Here is a 20,926-nt window from a genome sequence, read left to right on the forward strand (position 1 = left end):
TGTTTTCCTCCGAGAGATGCGGCTGGTTCTTCAGTTGTCCTGCGAGCTGCGGTCGGTGACCGGGTTCATGGCGAGGGCGGCGAGGGCGGCGGCGAGCCCGGTGGAGGTGCGCAGGTCGCCCTGCGGGCCGAGGTCGAGCAGTCGGCCGAGCGCCGCGGCCTCCTGGTCGCCCGCCACACCGAGGGCGGCGGCCGGGTCGGCCTCGGCCGGCACCCGCAGGTCGACCAGGCGCACCACCACGTCCGCCCGGTGGAACACGGTGCCGGCCGCGACCGGGCCGGTCGGGTCGGCGGTGGCGAGGTTGTCGTAGTCGGCGAGCAGCTCGGCGACGGCCTGCCCCTCGCCCGGGCGGACGGGGTACAGCACGGCGTGCCGGTGCAGCCGGGCGGAGGTCGGGGAGCTGGCGATCGCCTGGTGCTTCGCCGGCAGCGCGGCCCGGGCGAAGAAGGCGCGCGCGGCCTGCGGGTCGCCCAGCTGGCGGGCCTCCTCCAGGTACGGGTTGATCGCCTCCTCGACGGCCCGCACCTCCGGCTGCATCGCCACGTGGCGCAGCGCGTCGCCGAGGTTGCCGACCACCTCGACGGCCCGGACCACCCGGTTGCCGTGCATGAACAGCGAGGTGCGGTGCAGCCGGGTGTGCTCGTCGACCTCGGCCCGGGGCGAGGCGTAGCCGGACAGGATCCGGGCCACCTCGTGCTCGCTGCCGGGCTTGACCGTGAAGGTGAGCGCGTGCCGGACCACGCCGTCCGGGCCGGGCTCGGCCTTCGGCGGGCCGACGTGCCCGGCGGGCTCGGTGCGCGGCAGGCCGGGCGGTACCTCCAGCGGGGCCCGGGTACCGGTGGAGCCGGCCGCGGAGGTCTCGCGCAGGATGCCGTAGCGCAGCGAGCGGAAGTTGTCGCTGACGCAGCCGTGCATCGGCTTGACCATCTCGCGGTGGGCGGGGCTGTCCACCCACTCCAGGAAGGTGTCCTGGTCCTCCCACTCGCTGGTGATCAGCCACTGGCGGGGGTCGTTGATCGACTGGCACAGCTGGTCGCTGACATGGCCGGGCACCGAGGCCACCTGGTGGCGCAGCTGCTCGTAGACGTCGAGGAAGCGCTGCTGGGCGCCGTCCTGGATCTCCAGCATCAGTACCACCCGGAGCCGGGTGTCGGAGTCGGCCTGCTGCTTCCGCTGCGGTTCGGACAGAGTTGTCATGATCCACTTTCTGCTCTGGGCCGCACGTTGCGGGCCGCGGTGGGCCGCGTCCGGGGGGTGCTCCCGGCTTGGGAGGGCGGTGCGACGGCGATCGGCCCGGTCGGTCGGCGCCAGGCCTGAAGTCGATCGTGAGCGGCGTACCGGGGTGCCGCGATATTTGCGGGCCATCCGGGCGAAGAGGCGGCACAAGCACCCTCGGGCGGGGGATGGAAGAGCGGGGCCCCCGGCCGTGCGGCCCCCTCGGCGGCGGCCCCGATTCCGGCTGCCGATCCGCTGAATCCCCTGACAGGGTGGAGCAATTGATGAATCCGAAGGTTGACGACCGGGTGCCGGTCCTGATCGTGGGAGGGTCGCTGGTCGGGCTGTCGGCCTCGCTCTTCCTCGGCCGACTGGGTGTCAGGCACCTGCTGGTCGAGAAGCACGCCGACACCTCGCATCACCCGCGTGGCCGAGGCAACAACGTCCGCACGATGGAGCTGTACCGGGTGGCCGGGATCGAGCCGGCGATCCGCGAGGCGGCGTCGGTCCTCGCCCCGAACCACGGCATCCTCCAGGCGCCCTCGCTGACCGGCACCGAGCAGGAGTGGCTGTTCCGGGAGATCGACCCCGGCGGGCGGCTCGCCCGGTTCAGCCCCAGCTCGTGGTGCCTGTGCAGCCAGAACGACCTGGAGCCGGTGCTGCTGCGCGCCACCCGCGACCTCGGCGGCGACGTCCGCTTCAACACCGAGCTGGTCTCCTTCGAGCAGGACGCCGAGGGCGTCACCTCGGTGCTGCGCAGCCGGGAGACCGGCGAGGAGCGCCGGGTGCGCTCGGACTACCTGATCGCCGCGGACGGCCCGCGCAGCCCGGCCCGCGAGCGCCTGGGCATCGGCCAGAGCGGCCAGGGCGAGCTGTTCCACAACGTCAGCATCACCTTCCGCGCCAAGCGGCTGGCCGACGTGGTCGGGGACCGGCACTTCATCGCCTGCTACCTGACCAACCCGGAGGCGGACGGCGCGCTGCTGCCGGTGGACAACCAGGAGGAGTGGGTCTTCCACGCGCCCTGGCACCCGGAGCACGGTGAGCCGCTGGAGGCGTTCACCGACGAGCGCTGCGAGCGGCACATCCGCACCGCCGTCGGCCTGCCGGAGCTCGACGTCGAGGTGACCGGCCGGGCGCCCTGGCACGCCGCGGAGCGGGTGGCCGAGCGGTACGGCGCCGGGCGGGTCTTCCTCGCCGGGGACTCCGCGCACGAGATGTCTCCGACCGGCGCGTTCGGCTCCAACACCGGCATCCAGGACGCGCACAACCTGGCCTGGAAGCTCGCCGCGGTGCTCTGCGGGTGGGCCGGGCCGGAGCTGTTGGAGACGTACGGGCAGGAGCGCCGCCCGGTCGCGCAGGTGACCGGTGAGCGCGCCTCGGCCCGCTCGGCCGAGCACAGCCACCCCGGGTACGCGGTGGTGCCGGGTGCTGGGCGGCAGACCGGGGTGCTCGGGGTGGCGCTCGGCTACCGCTACCCGGTGGGCGCGGTGGTCGGGACGGACCCGGCGGGCGCGGTCGTCCCCGAGAAGTTCGAGTCGGCCGGGGAGCCGGGCAGCCGGGCCCCGCACCAGTGGCTGCTGCGGGCGGGCGTGCGGCTGTCCACGCTGGACCTGTACGAGCAGGCGATGGTGCTGCTCACCGGCCCCGAGGGCGCGGCCTGGCAGGCCGCGGCGCGGCGGGCGGCCGACCGGCTGGCCGTCCCGCTGGACGCCTACCGGATCGGCGGCGGCGCCGAGGACGACCTGGCGCCGGAGCCGGGCGCGGACTTCGCGGAGCTGCACGGGATCGGCCCGGCCGGCGCCGTGCTGGTCCGGCCGGACGGCTTCGTCGCCTGGCGCTCGACGGGCGCGGCGGACGACCCGGAGGCGGAGGTCGCCGGGGCCCTGCGGGCGGTGCTGAGCCTGTAGCCCTCGGCCGACAACGGGACCTGCCCGCCGGTTGACCAACCGGCGGGCAGGTTTCGTGCTTGACGACCGATCCGGCCGGGGCCGCCGTCCGGGCGGCCGCCGGTCAGGGGGTGGCGAGGTCGGACGGGTCGGTGTTGGCGCCGCACAGGAGGACGGCGATCCGCTCGCCCTCCGCGTGGTCGAGGGCCGCCAGCGCGGTGGAGGCCGCGTACTCGACGGCGATGCGGCGGTCCTCCCAGAGCCGGCGGCGGGCGCGCACGATGGCCTCGTCGTCGACCAGGACGGACCGGACGCCCTCGTGGCGGGCGGCGTGGACGGCGAGGGCGGTGGCGCGGCGGGCGCCGAGGGCGTCCTGGGCCACGGAGGACACCGGGACGTCGACGGGGTGGCCGGCGGCGAGGGCGGCGTGCAGGGCCCGGCTGCCCTCCGGCTCCACCGCGACCACCCGGACGCCGTGCTCGCGGGCCGCGACGGCCACCCCGGCGAACAGCCCGCCGCCGCCGACCGACACCACCACCGTGTCCAGCCCGGGGACCCGGGCGCGGATCTCCTCCAGCACGGTGCCGGCGCCGGCGGCGATCAGCGGGTGGTCGTAGGCGTGCGAGGCCAGCGCCCCGCTGCCCGCCGCGAACTCCTCGCAGGCCGCCAGCGCCTCCGCGTACTCCCGGCCGACCAGCCGCACGTCGGCGCCGTACGAGCGCAGCCGCGCCAGCTTCACCGGGGAGGCCGTCTCGGGCAGGAACACCGTGGCGCGCACGCCGAGCTCGCGCGCCGCCCAGGCGCAGGCCAGCCCCGCGTTGCCGCCCGAGGCGATGGTGACCCCGGCCTCCGGCAGCGTGCCCGCCTCGGCGTGCGCGAGCAGGAAGTTCTGCGCGCCGCGCGCCTTGAAGCTGCCGGTGTGCTGAAGGAACTCCAGCGCCAGCCAGGTCCGCCCGCGGTCGTCCCCGGGGGCGACCGCGACCGGCCGCACCCTCCCGGCGATCCGCTCGCCAGCGGCCTTGACCTCGTCGTACGTCAATCGGTCCATCGTGCCTGCTCCTCAAGCCGGGTGCGTCGCCTCTGGGCTCGACGGTACGTCGCGGGCGCGGGACGAGGAAAGGATCACGGTCGGGTGGTACCGGGGCGGGGCCCGGTACCACCCGACGGTGGTCCTACGGCACCGGGCGGAGGGTGACCGGTCTGGGGGTGAGGGCGCGCAGCACGAGATCGATCCGGATCCTGGCGGCCCCGGCGCGCTGGAGGGCGGCGGCGACCGCCCGCAGTTCCTCGGGGCCGGTGCAGGCCAGGCGGAGCTCCAGGTCGGCGTCGCCGGCGAGGGAGAGTCCGCCCTGGACGGCCGGGTGCTCGGCCGCCAGCCGGTCGAAGTCGAGCGGAACCGGCCCGTAGCTGACCCGGGCGAGCGCGTGCAGCGCCCGGGCCGGCTCGGGTGGTTCCGGTTCGGGGTCCGGGTCCTCGGGGACCAGCTGGAGGGCGGTCACCGGTGCTGGAGCTGTGCGGTCGGGGCGGGGGTGAGCGGGGCGGCGGGTGCGGTGACGGGCGGGGCGACCAGGCGCGGGTCGAGGACGAGGGTGTCGACGCCGATCGGGGCGGTGAGCGCGCGCAGGGCGGGTTCACCGAGTTCGGTGAAGGCCTGGTCCGGCCCGAAGAGGGCGGCGAGCGACTCGGGGCTGGAGAAGCCGACGGCGCAGCGGCGGCCGTCGCGCAGGCGGAAGAGGCGGAGGGCGGTGGTGGGGCCGGTACCGGAGACGGTGACCGGAACGTGCCAGACGAGGCGGGCCATGCGAGTGCTCCCGGGTGGGGTGGTGGTGCCTGCCGGAACTGCTGCTTCGACGCTAGGCCGGGTTCCGGCGGGCGTCGCCGGTCCTGACGCGGCGTTGACCGAATGGGGGTGTGCGTTGACGCACCCCTGACGTTCGGTTCACCCGAGTGGACTAAACCACTCCCTATCATTACGTAAACATCCCTATCGGATGGTATGTTTCCTGCGGATGGGGGCGTTCGAGAGGATGGTCGCAGGTGGCGCAGTACTACTCGGTGGAACAGGTGGCCGAACTGCTCGGCCTGCACGTGCGCACCGTCCGCGGGTACATCCGCGACGGCCGGCTCGCCGCGGCCAGGATCGGCAAGCAGTACCGGATCGCCCGTGCGGACCTGGAGGCCTTCACCGGCGCCCCGGCCGCCCCGCCCGTGCCCGCGTCCGGCGCCGGCTCGCGGCGGGCCGAGGTGTCCGCCGTCGTCCGGATCGAGAACGTCGACCGGGCCGCCGCCGACCGGCTCTCCAACGCTGTGCTGGCCGCGATCGCCGGCCCGCGCGAGGGCGGCCGGCCGCTGCACGTCGAGGCCGTCCACGACGAGGAGCGGGAGACCCTGCGGCTCGTCGTCCTCGGCGATCCGGCCGACACCGCCGCGCTGCTCGGCATCGTCCACACGATGACCTCGTCCATGCACTGACGCCGGCCGCGTCGGATGGCGTCGGTCACACCGAATCCGCATCGAGATCGGCCTCGGATCCAGATCGGATCCACATCGACCAGGGAGAACGGCAATGTCCGAGCAGTACGGCACGACGGTCCTGCGGCTGCCCGCCGAGGGCGCGCCGATCCGCGAGGAGCAGGACGCCATGGACGTGATCGGCGACGCGTTCGGCCGCGGCGCCTCCTGGGTGGTCGTCCCCGTCGCCCGGCTGCACCCGGACTTCTTCACGCTGCGCACCCGGGTCGCCGGCGGCATCGTGCAGAAATTCGTCAACTACCGCGTCGGCCTCGTGGTCCTCGGCGACATCGCCGACCACGTCGCGGCGAGCGACCCGCTGCGCGACTTCGTCCGGGAGAGCAACCGCGGCCGGCAGCTCTGGTTCCTCGCCGACGAGACGGAGCTGGCGGCCCGGTTCCCCGAGGTCTGAGCGTTCTCCGCTTGCCCCGCACCCGCCCCGGGACCACGGTGGAGCTGACCGCCGGCGCGCCCCCGGGGCGCCCGGCGCGCGCTCCGGGGCGGGGGGAGGTGGAGCTAGGGGGCCGCGACGAGATATCTTGACGTCAAGACGTTGGAGACGTGAAGCGGAGTACCGATGACTGACTCGACCATCATCTATACGCACACCGACGAGGCTCCGGCCCTGGCGACCTACTCGTTCCTGCCGGTTGTCCAGGCATACGCCTCGACGGCGGGTGTGCGCGTGGAGACCCGCGACATCTCCCTGGCCGGGCGGATCATCGCGAGCTTCCCGGAGCGTCTCGCCGAGGGCCAGCGGATCGAGGACGCCCTCGCCGAGCTGGGCGACCTCGCCAAGACCCCGGGCGCCAACATCATCAAGCTGCCGAACATCTCGGCGTCCATCCCGCAGCTGAAGGCCGCCGTGGCCGAGCTGCAGGCGCAGGGCTACGCGCTCCCGGACTACCCGGACGACCCGCAGACCGACGAGGACAAGGACGTCCGCGCCCGTTACGACAAGGTCAAGGGCAGCGCCGTCAACCCCGTCCTGCGCGAGGGCAACTCGGACCGCCGTGCCCCGGGCTCGGTGAAGAACTACGCCAAGACCCACCCGCACCGCATGGGCGCCTGGTCGGCCGACTCCGAGACCAACGTCGCCACCATGGGCCAGAACGACTTCCGCTCCACCGAGAAGTCCGCCGTGATCGCCGCCGACGGGGCGCTGCGCATCGAGCTGGTCGCCGAGGACGGCAGCGCCACCGTGCTGCGCGAGCGCGTCCCGGTGCTGGCCGGCGAGGTCGTCGACGCCTCGGTGATGCGCGTCGCCGCCCTGCGTGAGTTCCTGACCGCCCAGGTCGAGCGCGCCAAGGCCGAGGGCGTGCTGTTCTCGGTCCACCTCAAGGCCACCATGATGAAGGTCTCCGACCCGATCATCTTCGGCCACGTGGTCCGCGCCTTCTTCCCGAAGACCTTCGCCAAGTACGGCGAGGTGCTGGTCGCCGCCGGTCTGGACCCGAACAACGGCCTCGGCGGCATCCTCAACGGCCTGGACGGCGTGCCGCACCTGGGCGCGGAGATCAAGGCCTCGTTCGAGGCCGAGCTCGCCGAGGGCCCGGCCCTGGCGATGGTCGACTCGGACAAGGGCATCACCAACCTGCACGTCCCGAGCGACGTCATCGTCGACGCCTCGATGCCGGCCATGATCCGCACCTCCGGCCACATGTGGGGCCCGGACGGCCAGGAGGCCGACACCCTCGCGGTGCTGCCCGACAGCAGCTACTCCGGCGTGTACCAGGCCGTCATCGACGACTGCCGCGCCCACGGCGCCCTGGACCCGGCCACCATCGGCTCCGTGCCGAACGTCGGCCTGATGGCCCAGAAGGCCGAGGAGTACGGCAGCCACGACAAGACCTTCGAGATCGCCGCGGCCGGCACCGTCCGCCTCGTCGACGCCGAGGGCAACGTGGTGCTGGAGCAGGCCGTCCAGCCGGGCGACATCTTCCGCGCCTGCCAGACCAAGGACCTGCCGATCCAGGACTGGGTCAAGCTGGCCGTCACCCGCGCCCGCGCCACCGGCGACCCGGCGGTGTTCTGGCTGGACGAGAACCGCGCCCACGACGCCGTCCTGATCGAGAAGGTCAAGAAGTACCTGCCGGAGCACGACACCACCGGCCTGCAGATCGAGATCAAGTCCCCGGTCGAGGCCACCGCGTTCTCGCTGGAGCGCATCCGCCGCGGCGAGAACACCATCTCGGTGACCGGCAACGTGCTGCGCGACTACCTGACCGACCTGTTCCCGATCCTGGAGCTGGGCACCAGCGCCAAGATGCTGTCGGTCGTCCCGCTGATGGCGGGCGGCGGCCTGTTCGAGACCGGCGCCGGCGGCTCCGCCCCGAAGCACGTCCAGCAGCTGGTCAAGGAGAACTACCTGCGCTGGGACAGCCTCGGCGAGTTCTTCGCCCTGGCCGCCAGCTTCGAGCACCTGGCCACCAGCACCGACAACGCCCGCGCCCAGGTGCTGGCCGACACCCTGGACCGCGCCACCGGCACCTTCCTCAACGAGGACAAGTCGCCGAGCCGCCGCCTCGGCGGCATCGACAACCGCGGCAGCCACTTCTACCTGGCCCTGTACTGGGCCCAGGAGCTGGCCCAGCAGACCGCCGACGCCGAGCTGGCCCAGGCGTTCGAGGGCCTGGCCAAGGCGCTCGGCGAGCAGGAGACGACCATCGTCGACGAGCTCAACGCCGTGCAGGGCTCGCCGGTCGACCTCGGCGGCTACTACCAGCCGGACCCGGCCAAGGCCGCGGCGGTGATGCGCCCGTCCAAGACCTTCAACGAGGCGCTCGCCAACCTCGCCTGATCCCAGGAGAGTCGAAGCACCGGGAGGCTCCCTGGTCCGTACCGGACCCGGGAGCCTCCCCGCGTTCGGGGGCCCGGCACGACCGCTCAGGCGAGGAAGGCTCCGGTGCCCGCGAGGAGCAGGAGGGCGGCGGCGTTGGCGCGCGGGTACGCGAGGGCCGTGCCGACCGCCTCCCGCAGCAGTGCGTACGGGCCGTGGGCGAGCAGTCCGTCCGCGCCGACCACCCGGCCGGGGGCGCCGGCCCGGCGGGCGGCGAGCGCGGTGCGGGCGGTGTGGAAGCCGCTGGTGACGACCGTGCACCGGTAGCCGGGCCGTTCGGCGGCCATCAGCGCCGCGCTGAAGCGCAGGTTCTCGACGGTGTTCACGGCCCGTTCCTCGCGCCGGATCCGGTCGGCCGGGACGCCCCGGGCGGTCAGGTAACGGGCCATCGCGGCGGCCTCGGTGCACTCCTCGTGCGGGCCCTTCCCGCCGGTGACCAGGAACAGCGGCGCGTGCCCGGCGGCCTCCTCGGCGGCAAAACGTTCCAGCGCGGCGTCCAGCCGGGCCGCCAGCGGCGGGGCGGGCTCGCAGCCGTCCAGGGCGGAGCCGAGGACGACCAGGTAGTCCGCCCCGACGGGGGCGGGGCGGCGCGCCTGCCGCAGCGCGCAGCCGAGGAAGCCGAGCAGCCAGAGCAGGACGTACCCGCCGAGCAGGACGGCGACGATCAGCAGAGCGTGCATACCGTCCGAACGTGTACGGCGGAACCCCCGTTCCACAGGGCGGTTTCCAGGGGACGGGGGTTCCGTGGTGCGGGCGGCGGCGGGGTCAGCCGGCGTCGGCCGCCGGGGTGACGGGGGCGACAGCGGCCGCCGGGGCGGCCGGGGCCGCCGGGCGCGGGCCGCGCTTGTGCAGCGAGGCCAGATAGGCGTTGTACGCCTCCAGCTCGGCGTCGCCGCTGCGCTCCTCGGCGCGGTCGGAGCGGCGGGCCTGCCGCTGTTCGGAGCGCATCCACTGGTACACCAGCGCGATCAGCACGATCGCGGTCGGGATCTCGCCGAACGCCCAGGTGATGCCGCCGGCCAGCTTCTGGTCCTCCAGGAGATCGGTGCCCGGTGGCGCGCCCTCCACGGTGAAGGTGGTGACCAGCGGGTGGCTGGCCATCATCACGGCCACGCCGAAGAAGGCGTGGAACGGCATGCCCATGAACAGCTCGATGATCCGCATCACATGGCCGGGACGGTGCGGGCCCGGGTCCACGCCCATGATCGGCCAGAAGAAGGCCAGACCGGTGAGGAGGAAGTGCACCATCATGAAGATGTGCCCGGCGCGGTACTGCATCAGGAAGTCGAACAACGGGGTGAAGTAGACCCCGTACAGGCTTGCGATGAACATCGGGATGGTGAAGGCCGGGTGCGAGATCACCCGGACGTACCGGCTGTGCAGCAGCGCCACCAGCAGTTCGCGCGGCCCGCGCGGGCGGCCCTTGCCGGCCGGCCGCAGCGCGCGCAGCGCCAGCGTGATCGGGGCGCCCAGCAGCAGCAGGATCGGCGTCAGCATGGACAGCACCATGTGCTGGATCATGTGCGCGCTGAACAGCACCATGCCGTAGTCGTTCAGCCCGGTGCAGGTGACCAGGATCAGGCTGCCGACACCGGCCGCCCAGCCGACCATCCGGCCGATCGGCCAGCGGTCGCCGCGCCGTTGGAGCCGGACCACGCCCGCCGCGTACAGGGCCAGGGCGGCCAGGCCGCCCAGCAGGAACACCCAGTCGGGGGACCAGGTCCAGACGTTGGACAAGGTGAACGGGCCTAGCTGGGTCATCCCGCCGTGGTGGTGCATGCCTGACATTCCGTCGCCCATCGGGGGGCCCTGCTTTCCGTCCTCGTGGCCCCTGGAGGGGGTCCGGTTCGCCCGTTTTGCTTGGGCTACAGCCTAGGTGGGCCTTACCTCGGGCCGTGCCCCGCCCCCTCCGTACGGGTGGCCGCCGGGCGGGTGGCGGCTGGGTAGACTGACCGGCCGGTCGACGGCGACACGCCGGGACCGCGACACGGGACACGCCGGGACGGCGAGGGGGCGGCATGGCGGCGGGACGGCGGTACCCGGAGCGCACCACGGTCGCGCTGACCGGGGCGACCGGCTTCATAGGCTCCGCGGTGCTGGCCGCCCTGACCGCCCGCGGTGCGGGGGTGCGGGCGCTGGCCCGCGCAGTGCCGGAGGGGCGCGGCCCGGCCGTCTGGGTGCCGGGGGACCTCGCCGACGGGGCGGCGCTGGCCGCGCTCTGCGAGGGTGCCGACGTCCTGCTCCACCTGGCCGCCCGGGTCTCCGGCGGCGCCGAGGAGTGCGCGGCGGTGAACGTGCGCGGCACCGAGGCGGTGACGGCCGCCGCGGCCCGGGCCGGGGTGCGACGGATCGTCCACCTGTCGACGACCGCGGTGTACGGCGAGGGGCCGCACTCCGGCATCGGGGTCGACGAGGTGCCGGCCGCCCCGGTCTCCGAGGCCAGCCGGACCAGGCTGCTCGGCGAACGCGTCGCGCTGGCGGCCGGCGCCGTCGTGCTGCGGCCCGGCCTGGTGACCGGGACGGGCGACCGCTGGGTGGTGCCCGCGCTGGCCGAACTGGTCCGCCGGGTGCCGGTGCCCTGGGCGGGCGGGAACGCCAGGCTCTCCGTGGTGGACCGCGCCGACCTGGCCCGGCTGATCACCGCCCTCGCCCTGGACGACCACGCCGTCCCGCCCGGAGTGCAGCACGCGAGCCACCCCGACCCGGTCCGGGCCGGCGACCTGCTCGCCGCCCTGGCCGGCCTCGGCCTGCTGCCCGCCCTGCCCGGCGCGGACGGCGCGGACGGCGTGGACGGCGTGGACGGGCCGGACGGCCCGGAGGCCTCGTGGGACGAATGCCGGCGTCTGCTCGCCGCCACCCCGGGCCGCGTCTCCGAGCGGCAGTTCTCGCTGATCGCCCGCGACCACTGGTACCGGGGGGACGACGTCTGGCGCCTCGCCGCCTGCCCGCCCGGCCCCGGCCCGCTGGCCCGGCTGCCCGCCGCCGCCTCCTGGTACCGCCAGGCGCTGGGGCTCACCGCACCGGCGTAGGACGAGACGCCGGTGCGGCGAGCGGGTTCAGGCGCTGTGCCGTCGGTCGGGCGCCGCGCCGACGGTCAGGGCCGCGCCGACGGTCAGCGGGGGCCGGGGTCGCTGGTGCCGGGGCGGCCGTTCTCCAGGTGGCCGGCCCAGCGGCGGCGGAAGGTCGGGCCGTCGGTGGCGGCGACCGTGATGTCGTACCAGCGGCTGTCGGGGCGTATGTCGAAGGTGAACTGGGCCGAGGCGCCGCGCCGGAGGCTGCGACTCTGCTGCGAGCCCTTGACGTAGGCGTTGGCGACGGTCACCGTCCGGGTGGTCGGCCCGTTGTTGGTGATCTTGACGCGCACCTTGGACTTCTGCGGGTCGAACAGCGCGACCAGCTCGGTCCGGGCGGTGCCCTCGAACTCGTACACCGACCCGTTCGGGCCGTGGGCGGCGAGGTGGTAGTCGCCGGAGGCGGAGTGCGGCCAGAAGTCGCCGAGGGTGTCGCCGCCCGAGATGGTGTAGCGGCGGGGGGCGGCCTTCGGCGCGGTCCGGTCGTAGACGTAGAGCCAGGCGCCCGCTTCGCCCCGGTTCTCCAGATCCAGTTGGAACCGCCCGGGGGTGTCCGTCTCCTCCTCGTTGACCACCAGGTCGTACGGGAGGGCGCGGGCCGGCCGGACGCCGGGCTCCTGGGTGGGCATCCGCTGGGGCAGCGGTACCTGGTACGGCTTGCCCTGGGAGGCGATCGGCGCGGGCACCGGGATCGAGACCGGCCGCGGGTCGGCGCCGGAGAAGTCGAGCGCCGAGGTGAGGTCGCCGCAGACCGACCGGCGCCAGGCGCTGATGTTGGGCTCCTCGATGCCGAACCGGGCCTCCAGGAAGCGCAGCACGGAGGTGTGGTCGAAGGTCTCCGAGCAGACCCAGCCGCCGCGCGACCACGGGGAGATGACGAGCATCGGCACGCGCGGGCCGAGGCCGATCGGCTGGAGGCCGCCCGGGTCGGCGCCGGGGACCAGCGGGCTCATCTCGCCCGGGTGCTTGCCGAGGTCGAGCAGTTCGTCGCGCAGGCTCGCCCTCAGGTCGGCGGAGACGATGCCCTGGCCTCCCGGGCCGCTGACGACCGGCGGCATCGGCGGGACGACGTGGTCGAACAGGCCGTCGTTCTCGTCGTAGTTGATGAGGAAGACCGTCCTGCCCCAGACCTCGGGGTTGGAGGTGAGCGCGTCCAGCACGAGGTTGATGTAGTACGCGCCGTCGGTGGGCGTCGCGGACGGGTGCTCGCTGTACTTGTACGGCGGGACGATCCAGGAGACCTGCGGCAGCCGGCCCTGCTGGACGTCGGCGCGGAACTCCTTCAGCGTGTGGTCGGTGGCGCCCTTGTCCACCAGGGGGCCCGACGCGCCCTCGGCGACCTGGTACCGCTCGAAGAACATCAGCGAGTTGTCGGTGTAGTTGTCCGTGGGGGTGCCCGGCTCGCCGGAGCCGCCCTGGTACAGCTTCCAGCTGACGCCGGCCTTCTCCAGGCGCTCGGGGTAGGTGGTCCAGGTGTAGCCGTTGGTGTTGTTGCGCTCCTCCAGGCCGGGGCCGTTGGGCTTGCGGCCGTAGACGTTGCGCGGGTCGCTGGTGCCCGTCCACAGGTAGATGCGGTTGGGCGCGGTGTCGGCGTGGACGGAGCAGAAGTACGAGTCGCAGAGGGTGAAGGCGTCGGCCAGGGCGAAGTGGTACGCCAGGTCCTGGCGCTTGAGGTGGCCCATCGTCATGACGTCCTGCTTCTGGTTCACCCACTGGTCGTGGCGCCCCTCGTTCCAGGCGAGGTGGCCGCTGCTCCAGCCGTGGTCGGTGCCGGCCTGGTACTCGGTGGTGTTCCTGGGGTCGATGTACCAGGGCAGCACCTCCTGCTCGGAGGCGGGCAGGCCGCGGTCGTGGTAGCGGCCGGTCTTCACGGCGGCGGCGGGCTGGTGCCAGTTCGGCCGGCCGTCGGGCAGCAGGGTGGGGCGCGGGTCGTCGAACCCGCGCACGCCGCGCAGGGTGCCGAAGTAGTGGTCGAAGGAACGGTTCTCCTGCATCAGGACGACGACGTGTTCGACGTCCTCGATCGAGCGGGTCCGGCCGATCGCGGGCAGTGCCAGGGCCTTGCTGACCGCGGGCGGGAACGCGCCGAGGCCTGCGGCGGCTGCGGACGCGCCGCTCAGCTGGAGGAATCGGCGCCGGTCGATGGAGGCCACGTGGTGTCCTTCCTTCTCGGGGTACATGGGGTGCCAAGAAGGTTCGAACATAGGTGCCGCGGCCAGGCCGTACGAGGTCCCCCAGCGAACGCCGCATGAGTTTTCGGCCAATTCCTGTCTAGCCAACTTCTCGTGACCCATCGGCGGCGGGCCTGCGCCGACCGCCGGTCCGCGCGGTATGACCGTGATCACATCAATTCCGTTGTGCCGTGGTCCGACCCTCATCGCGTCTGAGTTCGGGGGTCTGTGCCCACGAGCGAATCGGAGACCGGACTGTGCGTGCTCACCAAGGTGGCGGGGCCGAGAAGGAGAAGCCCGGAGGGGAGAGGCCCGAAGGGCGGCGGTGGATCGACTACCCGCGCAGAGGGCGGCGCGGAGTCCGCCGCTGGCTCCCGTCCTGGCGGCAGCTGCTCCTGGTGGCGGGGGCCGGGGCGGCGGTGCTGACGGGGTGGCTGGCCTGGTTCTACGTCACCACCAAGGTCCCGGAGGACCTGAACGCCTTCGCCACCCAGCAGAACAACGTGTACTTCTGGGCGGACGGCACCGAGATGGCGCGGATCGGTGAGACCAACCGGCAGGAGGTGCCGCTCGACCGGGTGCCGGAGTCGGTGCGGTGGGCCGTACTGGCCGCCGAGAACGAGACCTTCTACTCGGACCCGGGGATCTCCTTCACGGGCATCGGCCGCGCGGTCTACCAGATGGCCACGGGCGGTGAGACCCAGGGCGGATCGACCATCACCCAGCAGTACGTCAAGAACAGCTACCTGAACCAGCGTCAGGACTTCTCGCGCAAGCTCAGTGAGATCGTCATCGCGATCAAACTGGACCGGCGGATGAGCAAACCGGACATCCTGGCCGGCTATCTGAACACCAGTTGGTTCGGGCGCGGCAGCTACGGCATCGAACGGGCCGCGGCGGCGTACTACGGCAAGGACGTCTCGCAGCTCAACCCGAGCGAAGGGGCCTTGCTCGCCGCCCTGTTGAAGGGGGCCGGGCAGTTCGATCCGGGGATCAGCGCGAACAACCACCGGCGGGCCGAGGAGCGGTGGTCCTGGATCCTGGACCGGATGGTGAAGGTCGGCAAGCTCTCCGCCGCCGAGCGCGCCGGGTACACGGTGTTCCCCGAGCCCAGGACCCAGCCGAAGGCGGCGGGGCTGAGCGGCCAGGTCGGGTACCTGGTGGACATGGCCAGGACCTACGTGGAGGGCCACAGCGACATCACGCAGGCCCAGTTCGACCTCGGCGGCCACCAGATCTTCACCACCTTCGAGAAGCCGAAGGTCACCGCGCTGGCCGCCGCGGTGCGGGACGCCACCAAGGGGATCGACCCCGACAGCCGTGAGGCCGACCGGTTACTGAAGGTCGGCGCCGCCTCGGTGGCCCCGGACGGGAGGATCGTCGCGCTCTACGGCGGAACCGACTACCTGAAACAGGGCTTCGACAACGCCAACACCTCCACGGTGCCGGTCGGTTCGGCCTTCACCCCGCTGGTCTACGCCTCGGGCCTGAGCGAGGGCGTCCAGCGCCAGCGGGGCGGCAGCCGCACCCCGGTGACGCCCGCCACCACCTACGACGGCGACGACGGCGTGAACGTGATGACCCCGGAGGGGCCGTACTGGGGGCGTAACGGGCGAATAGCGAAGACCGCCAACGACGGCAAGCGGAGCTGGGGGGCGGTCACCCTGAGGAGCGCGGTGGAGCAGTCCGTCAACGGGCCGATGATGCAGCTCGCCATGGACGTCGGCCTGGACCGGGTGCAGAAGACCGCCGCCGATCTGGGCCTGCTCCCGGGCAGCATGGGGGAGTTGGTGCCGGCCTTCGGCGTCGGGAACTCCACACCGAGCGCGATCAGGACCGCCGACGCCTACGCCGCCTTCGCCGCGGGCGGCAGCCGCACGGACCCGTACTCCGTCCTGAGGATCACCCGGAACGGCGAGCCGCTCGCGCTGCGCCTGCCGACCGCCGTACAGGCGCTGACCCCGCAGGTCGCGGGGGAGGTGGACGCGGCGCTGAAGAGCGCGGTCCGCACCGGGAGCGCCAAGGCGGCGGCGGAGGCCGGGCCGGACCTGGCGGGGAAGCCGGGGACGACCCCGGACCGTACGGCGGGGTGGTTCGTCGGCTACGACGCGCAAATGTCCACGGCCGTCACGGTCTTCCGGGCGGACCTGAAGGACATGAAGCTGCTCTCACTGGAGGGGCTGGGCGGCGCCGCCCCGGACACCCCGGACTCCGCGCTGCCCACCCGGATCTGGACCTCGTACATGAAGGCGGCCGGCGGCCCGGGAGGCGGCCGGTAGGGCCGGGCGGCCGCGGGGCGTGGTGTCACGGCCCCGCGGCCGCCCGGGCAGGGTCACTTGACCAGACGGGACCAGTCGGCCGGCTGCCCCGGGTCCAGCGCGCGCAACTGGTCGAGGACCTTGGGGTCCTGGGCGTCCAGCCAGTCGGCGACCTGGCGGAAGGACACGCAGCGGACGCCCTCCCGGGTGCAGACGCTCTTCATCACGTCCTCGATGGCCTGCATGTAGATGCCGCCGTTCCAGTTCTCGAAGTGGTTCCCGATGAAGAGCGGCGCCCGGCTGCCGTTGTAGACCCGTTCGAAGCCGTTGAGGTAGCCGTTCCGGGTCTCCTTCTCCCACGCGTCGTACTTCTTCGGATCGCCCTTGGTGCTGTCCCCGGACTGGTTGGCGAGGAAGTTGAAGTCCATCGAGAGGACCTGGGTCGATTTGCCCGGGTAGGGCAGCAGTTGGAGCGGGAAGTTCCAGATGCCGTCCTTCTTGCCGGGCCAGACCTGGAACTCGCCCGGTGAGCTGGCGTCGTACCGGAAGCCGGCCGCCTTCTCGGCCGCGAGCAGGTTCTTCTGGCCCTCCAGGCAGGGGGCGCGGCCGCCGACCGCCTCCTTGGTGTAGTCGAAGGGCAGCGGCGGGAGGTTCTTGAAGCCGGTGTTGGTCTTCCAGTTGGTGACGAAGGAGATCGCCTGGTCGAGCTCGCTCTTCCACTCCTCGGTGCTCCAGTCGCCGCCGCCCTTGGAGCCGCAGAAGTGCCCGTTGAAGTGGGTGCCGATCTCGTTCCCGTCCTGCCAGGCCAGGCGCAGTTGCTCCAGGGTGTCCTTGATGTGGGCGTCGGTGGCGAAGTCGATGGCGGCGGCGCCGGCGTCGTGCTGCGGCGGGTGGTAGAGCGTGCGTTTGGACTTGGGCAGGGTGTACATGCCGCTCAGGAAGAACGTCATCTGGGCGTTGTTCTCCGTGCCCAGCTTGCGGAAGCGCGAGAACTGCTCGTCGTCGCCCTCCAGGGCCCCGTCCCAGGAGAACACCACGAACTGCGGCGGCTTCTCGCCGGGCTTCAGCTTCTCGGGCCGGGGTTGCCTGGGCTGCGGGCCGGTGTCGGAGGTGGAGCCGTCGCCGAGCACCTTGACCTGGCCGTCCCAGGTCGGCGTGGCGCTGGGGGTCGGGGTGGCAGCGGGGCTGCTGGGGCTGTCGGAGGGTGTGCCGCTCGGGTCGGGTGTGCTCTCCGGGGCGGCGTCGGCGGTGGCCGGTCTGCCCTTCGAGTCGGGGCCTCCCGTGCCCAGGCCGAGGGCCACGACGACCCCCGTTGCCAGCAGGACAGCCACGCCACGAGCAGGCCGCACCGTTCCTCCGCTTCTCCGACCCACCGTCAGGTTTCGGTCGGATAGTCATACGTATGGTGCGAACATCAGAACACCTTGATCGACAATGTGTCGAGGCTTGCACGGAAAGGGAGTTGGGAGATATGTGTGCGACGGGAGGCCGACCGCGCCCCGGGTGGGTGCGGCCGGCCTCCTGGTCGGGCGGGCTCCGGTCGGGCGGCTCAGCGGCCCGCGTAGACGTCCTCGACGTAGCGGCGCTCGTCGATCAGGCCCTGGAGCCAGGCCTGGGCCTGGCCCTCGTCGGCGCCGGGGGTCCGGCTCAGGTAGAGCTCGCGGAAGGCGGCGCGGACGCCCGGGGCCATCCGGGCGCCGTCGCCGCACACGTAGACCTCGGCGCCGGCGGCGAGCAGGCTCCAGACCTCCGCGCCCTCGGCGGCGATGCGGTCCTGGACGAAGCGCCGGCCGTCGACGGGCTGTTCGCTGAAGACCGGGCGCATCGAGACGGCGCCGGCCTGCTCGGCGGCGAGCAGTTCGTCGCGGTGCAGGTAGTCGGCGTCGGGTGCGTCGCAGCCGAAGTAGAGCAGGGCCGGGGCGAGTTCGGTCTCCCTGTCGGTGGCCTCGGCGGTGGCCTTGTCGGCGGTGGTGGCGAGCAGGGCGCGGCGGTCGGCGACCGCGCCGCGGAACGGCGCCAGGCCGGTGCCGGCCGCGATCATGATCACCGGGGCGCGGTGGCCGATCCGGAACGTCTCGCGGCACGGCTGGAGGCGCGCCAGCACGGTGTCCCCGACGGCCACCCGGTCGAGGTAGCCGGAGCCGACGCCCCGGAAGGTGCCCCGGCCGGAGCGGGCCGGGGCGTCGAGCACGGAGACCATCAGGTCCACGTGGCGCGGGGCGCTGGTCGGTGAGGTGGAGATGGAGTACATCCGGGGCCGGATCGGCGGCAGCAGTTCCAGCAGCACCGGCCAGGTCAGGACCTCCCGCAGGGCCGGGTGGTCCTCGACCAGCTCCAGCAGCGTCCGCGGGTCGTCCTCGGGCAGCGCCCGCAGCGCGGCCTGCTCGGGCGGGCAGGGGTTGAGGTCGGCCAGCGTCGCGCGTTGGGCGGCGTTCGGGCGGTCCTGCAACTCGACGTGGTGGGTCAGCAGTTCGCGAACCGTCAGCGGCCGGTCCACGGCCAGGATGGTGCGGCGGTTCGCCACGATGGCGAGCAGGGTGTCCGGGTCGGCGCCGAACACCTTGGCGGCGCGCTCGACCAGGGCCGGGTCGTTGGCCGGCAGCACCGAGACGTGGTCCGCGGTGCGGTAGTCGACGCCCTCCGGCAGGGCCAGCCGGACCAGGCGCTTGACCCGGGGGTAGGCGGGGTCGGTGAGGCTGCCGACCGCCGTGACGGTCAGCCCGATCACGCGGCGCTTCGCGGCCAGGGCGTCCAGCGGACCGCCGGCCAGCTCGGTCACGGTGTACGTCTCCAGGGCGGCGGCCTCGGCGGGGGCGGTGGCGGGGGCGACGACGGGTGCGGCGGCGTCGCCGTACCGCTCCAGCAGGGCGCGGCTCAGCGCCGTGGTGAACTCCGCCACCTTCCCGGCCAGATCGCCGGAGGCGTCGGCCGCGCCCCGGGCGAGCAGCCGGGTGCCGCCGAGGGCGGCGAGGCCCTCGTCGATCAGCGTCGGCACGCGCTGGTACGTGGCGGCGTACGTCCGGTCGCCGATGCCGAGCACCGCGTACCGGACGTCCTTCGCGAACCCGGCGGCGCCCTCGGCCTGTTCGGCCTGTTCGGCCTGTCCGGTCTGCTCGGTCGCCGCCCGGAGCCGGCGGAAGAACTCCGCCGCGTCGTCCGTCGGCTGGCCGTTGTACGAGGCGGCGGTGATCACCACCGGCCGGTCGGTGGGCAGCCCGTCCGCGTACGCGTCCAGCGGGGCGACAGCGGTGTCGCAGCCGAGTGCGGCCGCCGCGTCGGCCAGCTGCCGGGTGAACTCGCGGCAGGCGCCGTAGTTGGAGCCGTGCAGGAGCAGCAGGCCGGTGCCCTGACGGACCCGCCCGGGCAGGTCGGCGGCGCGGACCGGCGCGTCCACCACCGCCGGGGGCGTGGGCGTGCGCGGGGCGAGGGCGAGGGTGAAGTCGTCGGGCTTGATGGTGAGCGTCTGCTTGATGGTCAGCTGGTAGTCGGCGTGGTCGATCAGCCGGTAGCGGTGGACCAGCATGCCGAGCAGCATGGTTGCCTCGTGCAGCGCGAACTGCCGCCCGATGCAGGCGCGTTCGCCGGTGCCGAAGGGCTTGAAGGCGTGCGGCGAGCGGGCCGCCTCCGGCTCGGGGTCGAAGCGGGAGGGGTCGAACAGCTCCGGGTTGTCGCCCCAGACGGGATCGCGGTGCAGCATCATCGTGGCCACCAGGACCGGCTCCCCGGCGCGGACCGGGATCCGGCCGCCGAGCAGGGTGTCCGCGCGGGCCTCCCGGCTGAACGCGGGGGCCGTCGGCCACAGCCGCAGCGCCTCGTTGAGCACCTGCCGGGTGTACCGGAGCCGGCCGACGTCCTCGTACGAGGGCTCCGGGTCGGCCTGGTCGCCCCAGAGCGCGTCCACCTCGCGCTGGACCTCGCGGAGCACGGCGGGGTGCTTGACGAGGTAGTACAGGGCGAAGGAGAGCGCGCCCGAGGTGGTCTCGTGGCCGGCGATCAGGAAGGTGATCACCTGGTTGCGGATGTTCTCGGCGTCCAGTCTGCTGCCGTCGGCGGGGTGCACGGCGTCGAGCATCAGGCCCAGCAGGTCCTCGGCCGGGCCCTGTTCGGGGCTGCCCGCGCGGGCGGCGATCACCTCGTCCACCACCGAGGCCAGGTACCGGGCGTCGCCCCGGGCGGACTCGTCGCGCTCGCTGTGGTCGAGTTCCGGGTCGCGCAGGAGCTTGTTCATCGCCCAGTCCAGGGAGCGGACCATCGCCTCGACGAAGGGGTGCGGCTCCTCCCGGTCGAAGGAGCCGAAGTCGAAGCCGAAACCGGCCAGCCCGATGGTGTCCAGGGTCATCCGGGTCATGTCGCCGGGCACGTCGACGACCAGTCCGGCAGCCGACCTGCCGTCCCAGGACTCGATCAGGCGGCGGGCCACCCGCACCATCACCGGGTGGTAGGTGCGCATCGAGCCGAGCGCGAAGGCGGGCATCAGGATGTCGTGCGCCCTGGCCCAGTTCGGCTCCGCGTTGTACGCCGTGAACAGGCCGTCCCCGGTGAACGTGCGGACGTTCTCCAGGGCCGGTCCGATCGACTTGGTGAACCGCTCCTCGTCGGCCAGTTCCTCGGCCAGGTCCAGGCCGGTGACGATCAGGGTGTCCCGCCCGTGCAGGCGCTGGACGAAGGCCGGGGCGTGCCGCCGGGCCAGCTCCATGGTGCGCAGCACGGGAGCGGCGATCGGCGGCGCCGACGAGATGTCGACCAGCGGCACCCCGGCGGCGTTCTGCCGGGGCAGCAGGGTCTCGGCCGGGAGCCCGGCTCCAGCCGGATTCGCAGCCCCGGCCACCGCCGGAGTCATCGTCTCGGTCATGGGTTGTCGCCTTCCGTGGCAGGAGAAACCTCGTCGTCCTCCACTCTCGCCCGAGCGGGGCGGGAACCCGGGCCCGATGACTACATGTTTGTGCAGTAGCGGCGGTCGCGAAAGACTTGT

Annotated in this window: 15 protein-coding genes; 6 read left to right on the forward strand and 9 right to left on the reverse strand. The window is 73.2% G+C overall.

What is annotated here, in order from left to right:
- Positions 1 to 30: 30 nt before the first annotated feature.
- Positions 31 to 1,197, reverse strand: coding sequence for a SchA/CurD-like domain-containing protein (locus ABT015_RS13875; protein ID WP_350879142.1), 1,167 nt, complete (start codon positions 1,195 to 1,197; stop codon positions 31 to 33).
- Between the two features lie 302 nt (positions 1,198 to 1,499).
- Between ABT015_RS13875 and ABT015_RS13880 the strand changes: the two genes are divergently transcribed.
- Positions 1,500 to 3,125: an FAD-dependent oxidoreductase gene (locus tag ABT015_RS13880; RefSeq protein ID WP_350879144.1), complete on the forward strand. Its 1,626-nt coding sequence runs from the start codon at positions 1,500 to 1,502 to the stop codon at positions 3,123 to 3,125.
- A 103-nt stretch (positions 3,126 to 3,228) separates the two neighbouring features.
- On the opposite strand, the gene ABT015_RS13885 is transcribed toward ABT015_RS13880, so the two are convergent.
- The 3 genes from ABT015_RS13885 to ABT015_RS13895 form a co-directional block, all read right to left on the reverse strand.
- The gene (locus ABT015_RS13885; protein WP_350879145.1) at positions 3,229 to 4,152 is read right to left on the reverse strand and encodes a serine/threonine dehydratase; all 924 of its coding nucleotides are present in this window, start codon (positions 4,150 to 4,152) and stop codon (positions 3,229 to 3,231) included.
- A gap of 124 nt (positions 4,153 to 4,276) precedes the next feature.
- Positions 4,277 to 4,603, reverse strand: coding sequence for a hypothetical protein (locus ABT015_RS13890; protein WP_063350300.1), 327 nt, complete (start codon positions 4,601 to 4,603; stop codon positions 4,277 to 4,279).
- The gene (locus ABT015_RS13895; RefSeq protein WP_350879146.1) at positions 4,600 to 4,905 is read right to left on the reverse strand and encodes an SAV_915 family protein; all 306 of its coding nucleotides are present in this window, start codon (positions 4,903 to 4,905) and stop codon (positions 4,600 to 4,602) included. Before ABT015_RS13895 ends, ABT015_RS13890 begins: the two co-directional genes overlap by 4 nt.
- 236 nt (positions 4,906 to 5,141) lie before the next feature.
- Here ABT015_RS13895 and ABT015_RS13900 point away from each other — a divergent pair, with 236 nt between their 5' ends.
- The 3 genes from ABT015_RS13900 to ABT015_RS13910 all read left to right on the forward strand — a co-directional run bounded on the left by ABT015_RS13900 (position 5,142) and on the right by ABT015_RS13910 (position 8,415).
- Positions 5,142 to 5,576 carry a helix-turn-helix domain-containing protein gene (locus ABT015_RS13900; RefSeq protein WP_350879147.1) on the forward strand — a complete coding sequence of 145 codons (435 nt, stop codon included), beginning with the start codon at positions 5,142 to 5,144 and terminating at the stop codon, positions 5,574 to 5,576.
- Between the two features lie 94 nt (positions 5,577 to 5,670).
- A complete protein-coding gene (locus ABT015_RS13905) occupies positions 5,671 to 6,027 on the forward strand; it encodes a DUF4180 domain-containing protein (RefSeq protein WP_350879148.1) in 357 nt (118 codons plus the stop codon).
- A gap of 165 nt (positions 6,028 to 6,192) precedes the next feature.
- Positions 6,193 to 8,415: an NADP-dependent isocitrate dehydrogenase gene (locus ABT015_RS13910; RefSeq protein ID WP_350879150.1), complete on the forward strand. Its 2,223-nt coding sequence runs from the start codon at positions 6,193 to 6,195 to the stop codon at positions 8,413 to 8,415.
- A gap of 86 nt (positions 8,416 to 8,501) precedes the next feature.
- Here the strand turns inward: ABT015_RS13910 and ABT015_RS13915 are convergent, their stop codons facing one another.
- Together ABT015_RS13915 and ABT015_RS13920 are read right to left on the reverse strand one after the other, a co-directional pair.
- Positions 8,502 to 9,134, reverse strand: coding sequence for a YdcF family protein (locus ABT015_RS13915; RefSeq protein ID WP_350879152.1), 633 nt, complete (start codon positions 9,132 to 9,134; stop codon positions 8,502 to 8,504).
- A gap of 85 nt (positions 9,135 to 9,219) precedes the next feature.
- Positions 9,220 to 10,233 (reverse strand): cytochrome c oxidase assembly protein, encoded by a 1,014-nt coding sequence (locus ABT015_RS13920; RefSeq protein WP_350879153.1) that lies wholly within the window; start codon positions 10,231 to 10,233, stop codon positions 9,220 to 9,222.
- Positions 10,234 to 10,472: 239 nt separating this feature from the next.
- On the opposite strand from ABT015_RS13920, the gene ABT015_RS13925 reads away from it, so the two are divergent.
- The gene (locus ABT015_RS13925) at positions 10,473 to 11,483 is read left to right on the forward strand and encodes an NAD-dependent epimerase/dehydratase family protein (protein WP_350879154.1); all 1,011 of its coding nucleotides are present in this window, start codon (positions 10,473 to 10,475) and stop codon (positions 11,481 to 11,483) included.
- Between the two features lie 83 nt (positions 11,484 to 11,566).
- Here the strand turns inward: ABT015_RS13925 and ABT015_RS13930 are convergent, their stop codons facing one another.
- The gene (locus ABT015_RS13930) at positions 11,567 to 13,678 is read right to left on the reverse strand and encodes a phosphocholine-specific phospholipase C (protein ID WP_350879155.1); all 2,112 of its coding nucleotides are present in this window, start codon (positions 13,676 to 13,678) and stop codon (positions 11,567 to 11,569) included.
- Between the two features lie 275 nt (positions 13,679 to 13,953).
- Between ABT015_RS13930 and ABT015_RS13935 the strand changes: the two genes are divergently transcribed.
- Entirely contained in the window at positions 13,954 to 15,975 is a 2,022-nt protein-coding gene (locus tag ABT015_RS13935; RefSeq protein WP_350879156.1) for a transglycosylase domain-containing protein, read from the forward strand.
- Positions 15,976 to 16,028: 53 nt separating this feature from the next.
- On the opposite strand, the gene ABT015_RS13940 is transcribed toward ABT015_RS13935, so the two are convergent.
- Both ABT015_RS13940 and ABT015_RS13945 read right to left on the reverse strand, forming a co-directional pair.
- Entirely contained in the window at positions 16,029 to 17,285 is a 1,257-nt protein-coding gene (locus ABT015_RS13940) for a polysaccharide deacetylase family protein (RefSeq protein ID WP_350879157.1), read from the reverse strand.
- A 218-nt stretch (positions 17,286 to 17,503) separates the two neighbouring features.
- Positions 17,504 to 20,806, reverse strand: coding sequence for a cytochrome P450 (locus ABT015_RS13945; RefSeq protein WP_350879158.1), 3,303 nt, complete (start codon positions 20,804 to 20,806; stop codon positions 17,504 to 17,506).
- Positions 20,807 to 20,926 lie beyond the last annotated feature (120 nt).

The organism is Kitasatospora sp. NPDC094016, from assembly GCF_040304045.1.
Lineage (GTDB): Bacteria > Actinomycetota > Actinomycetes > Streptomycetales > Streptomycetaceae > Kitasatospora.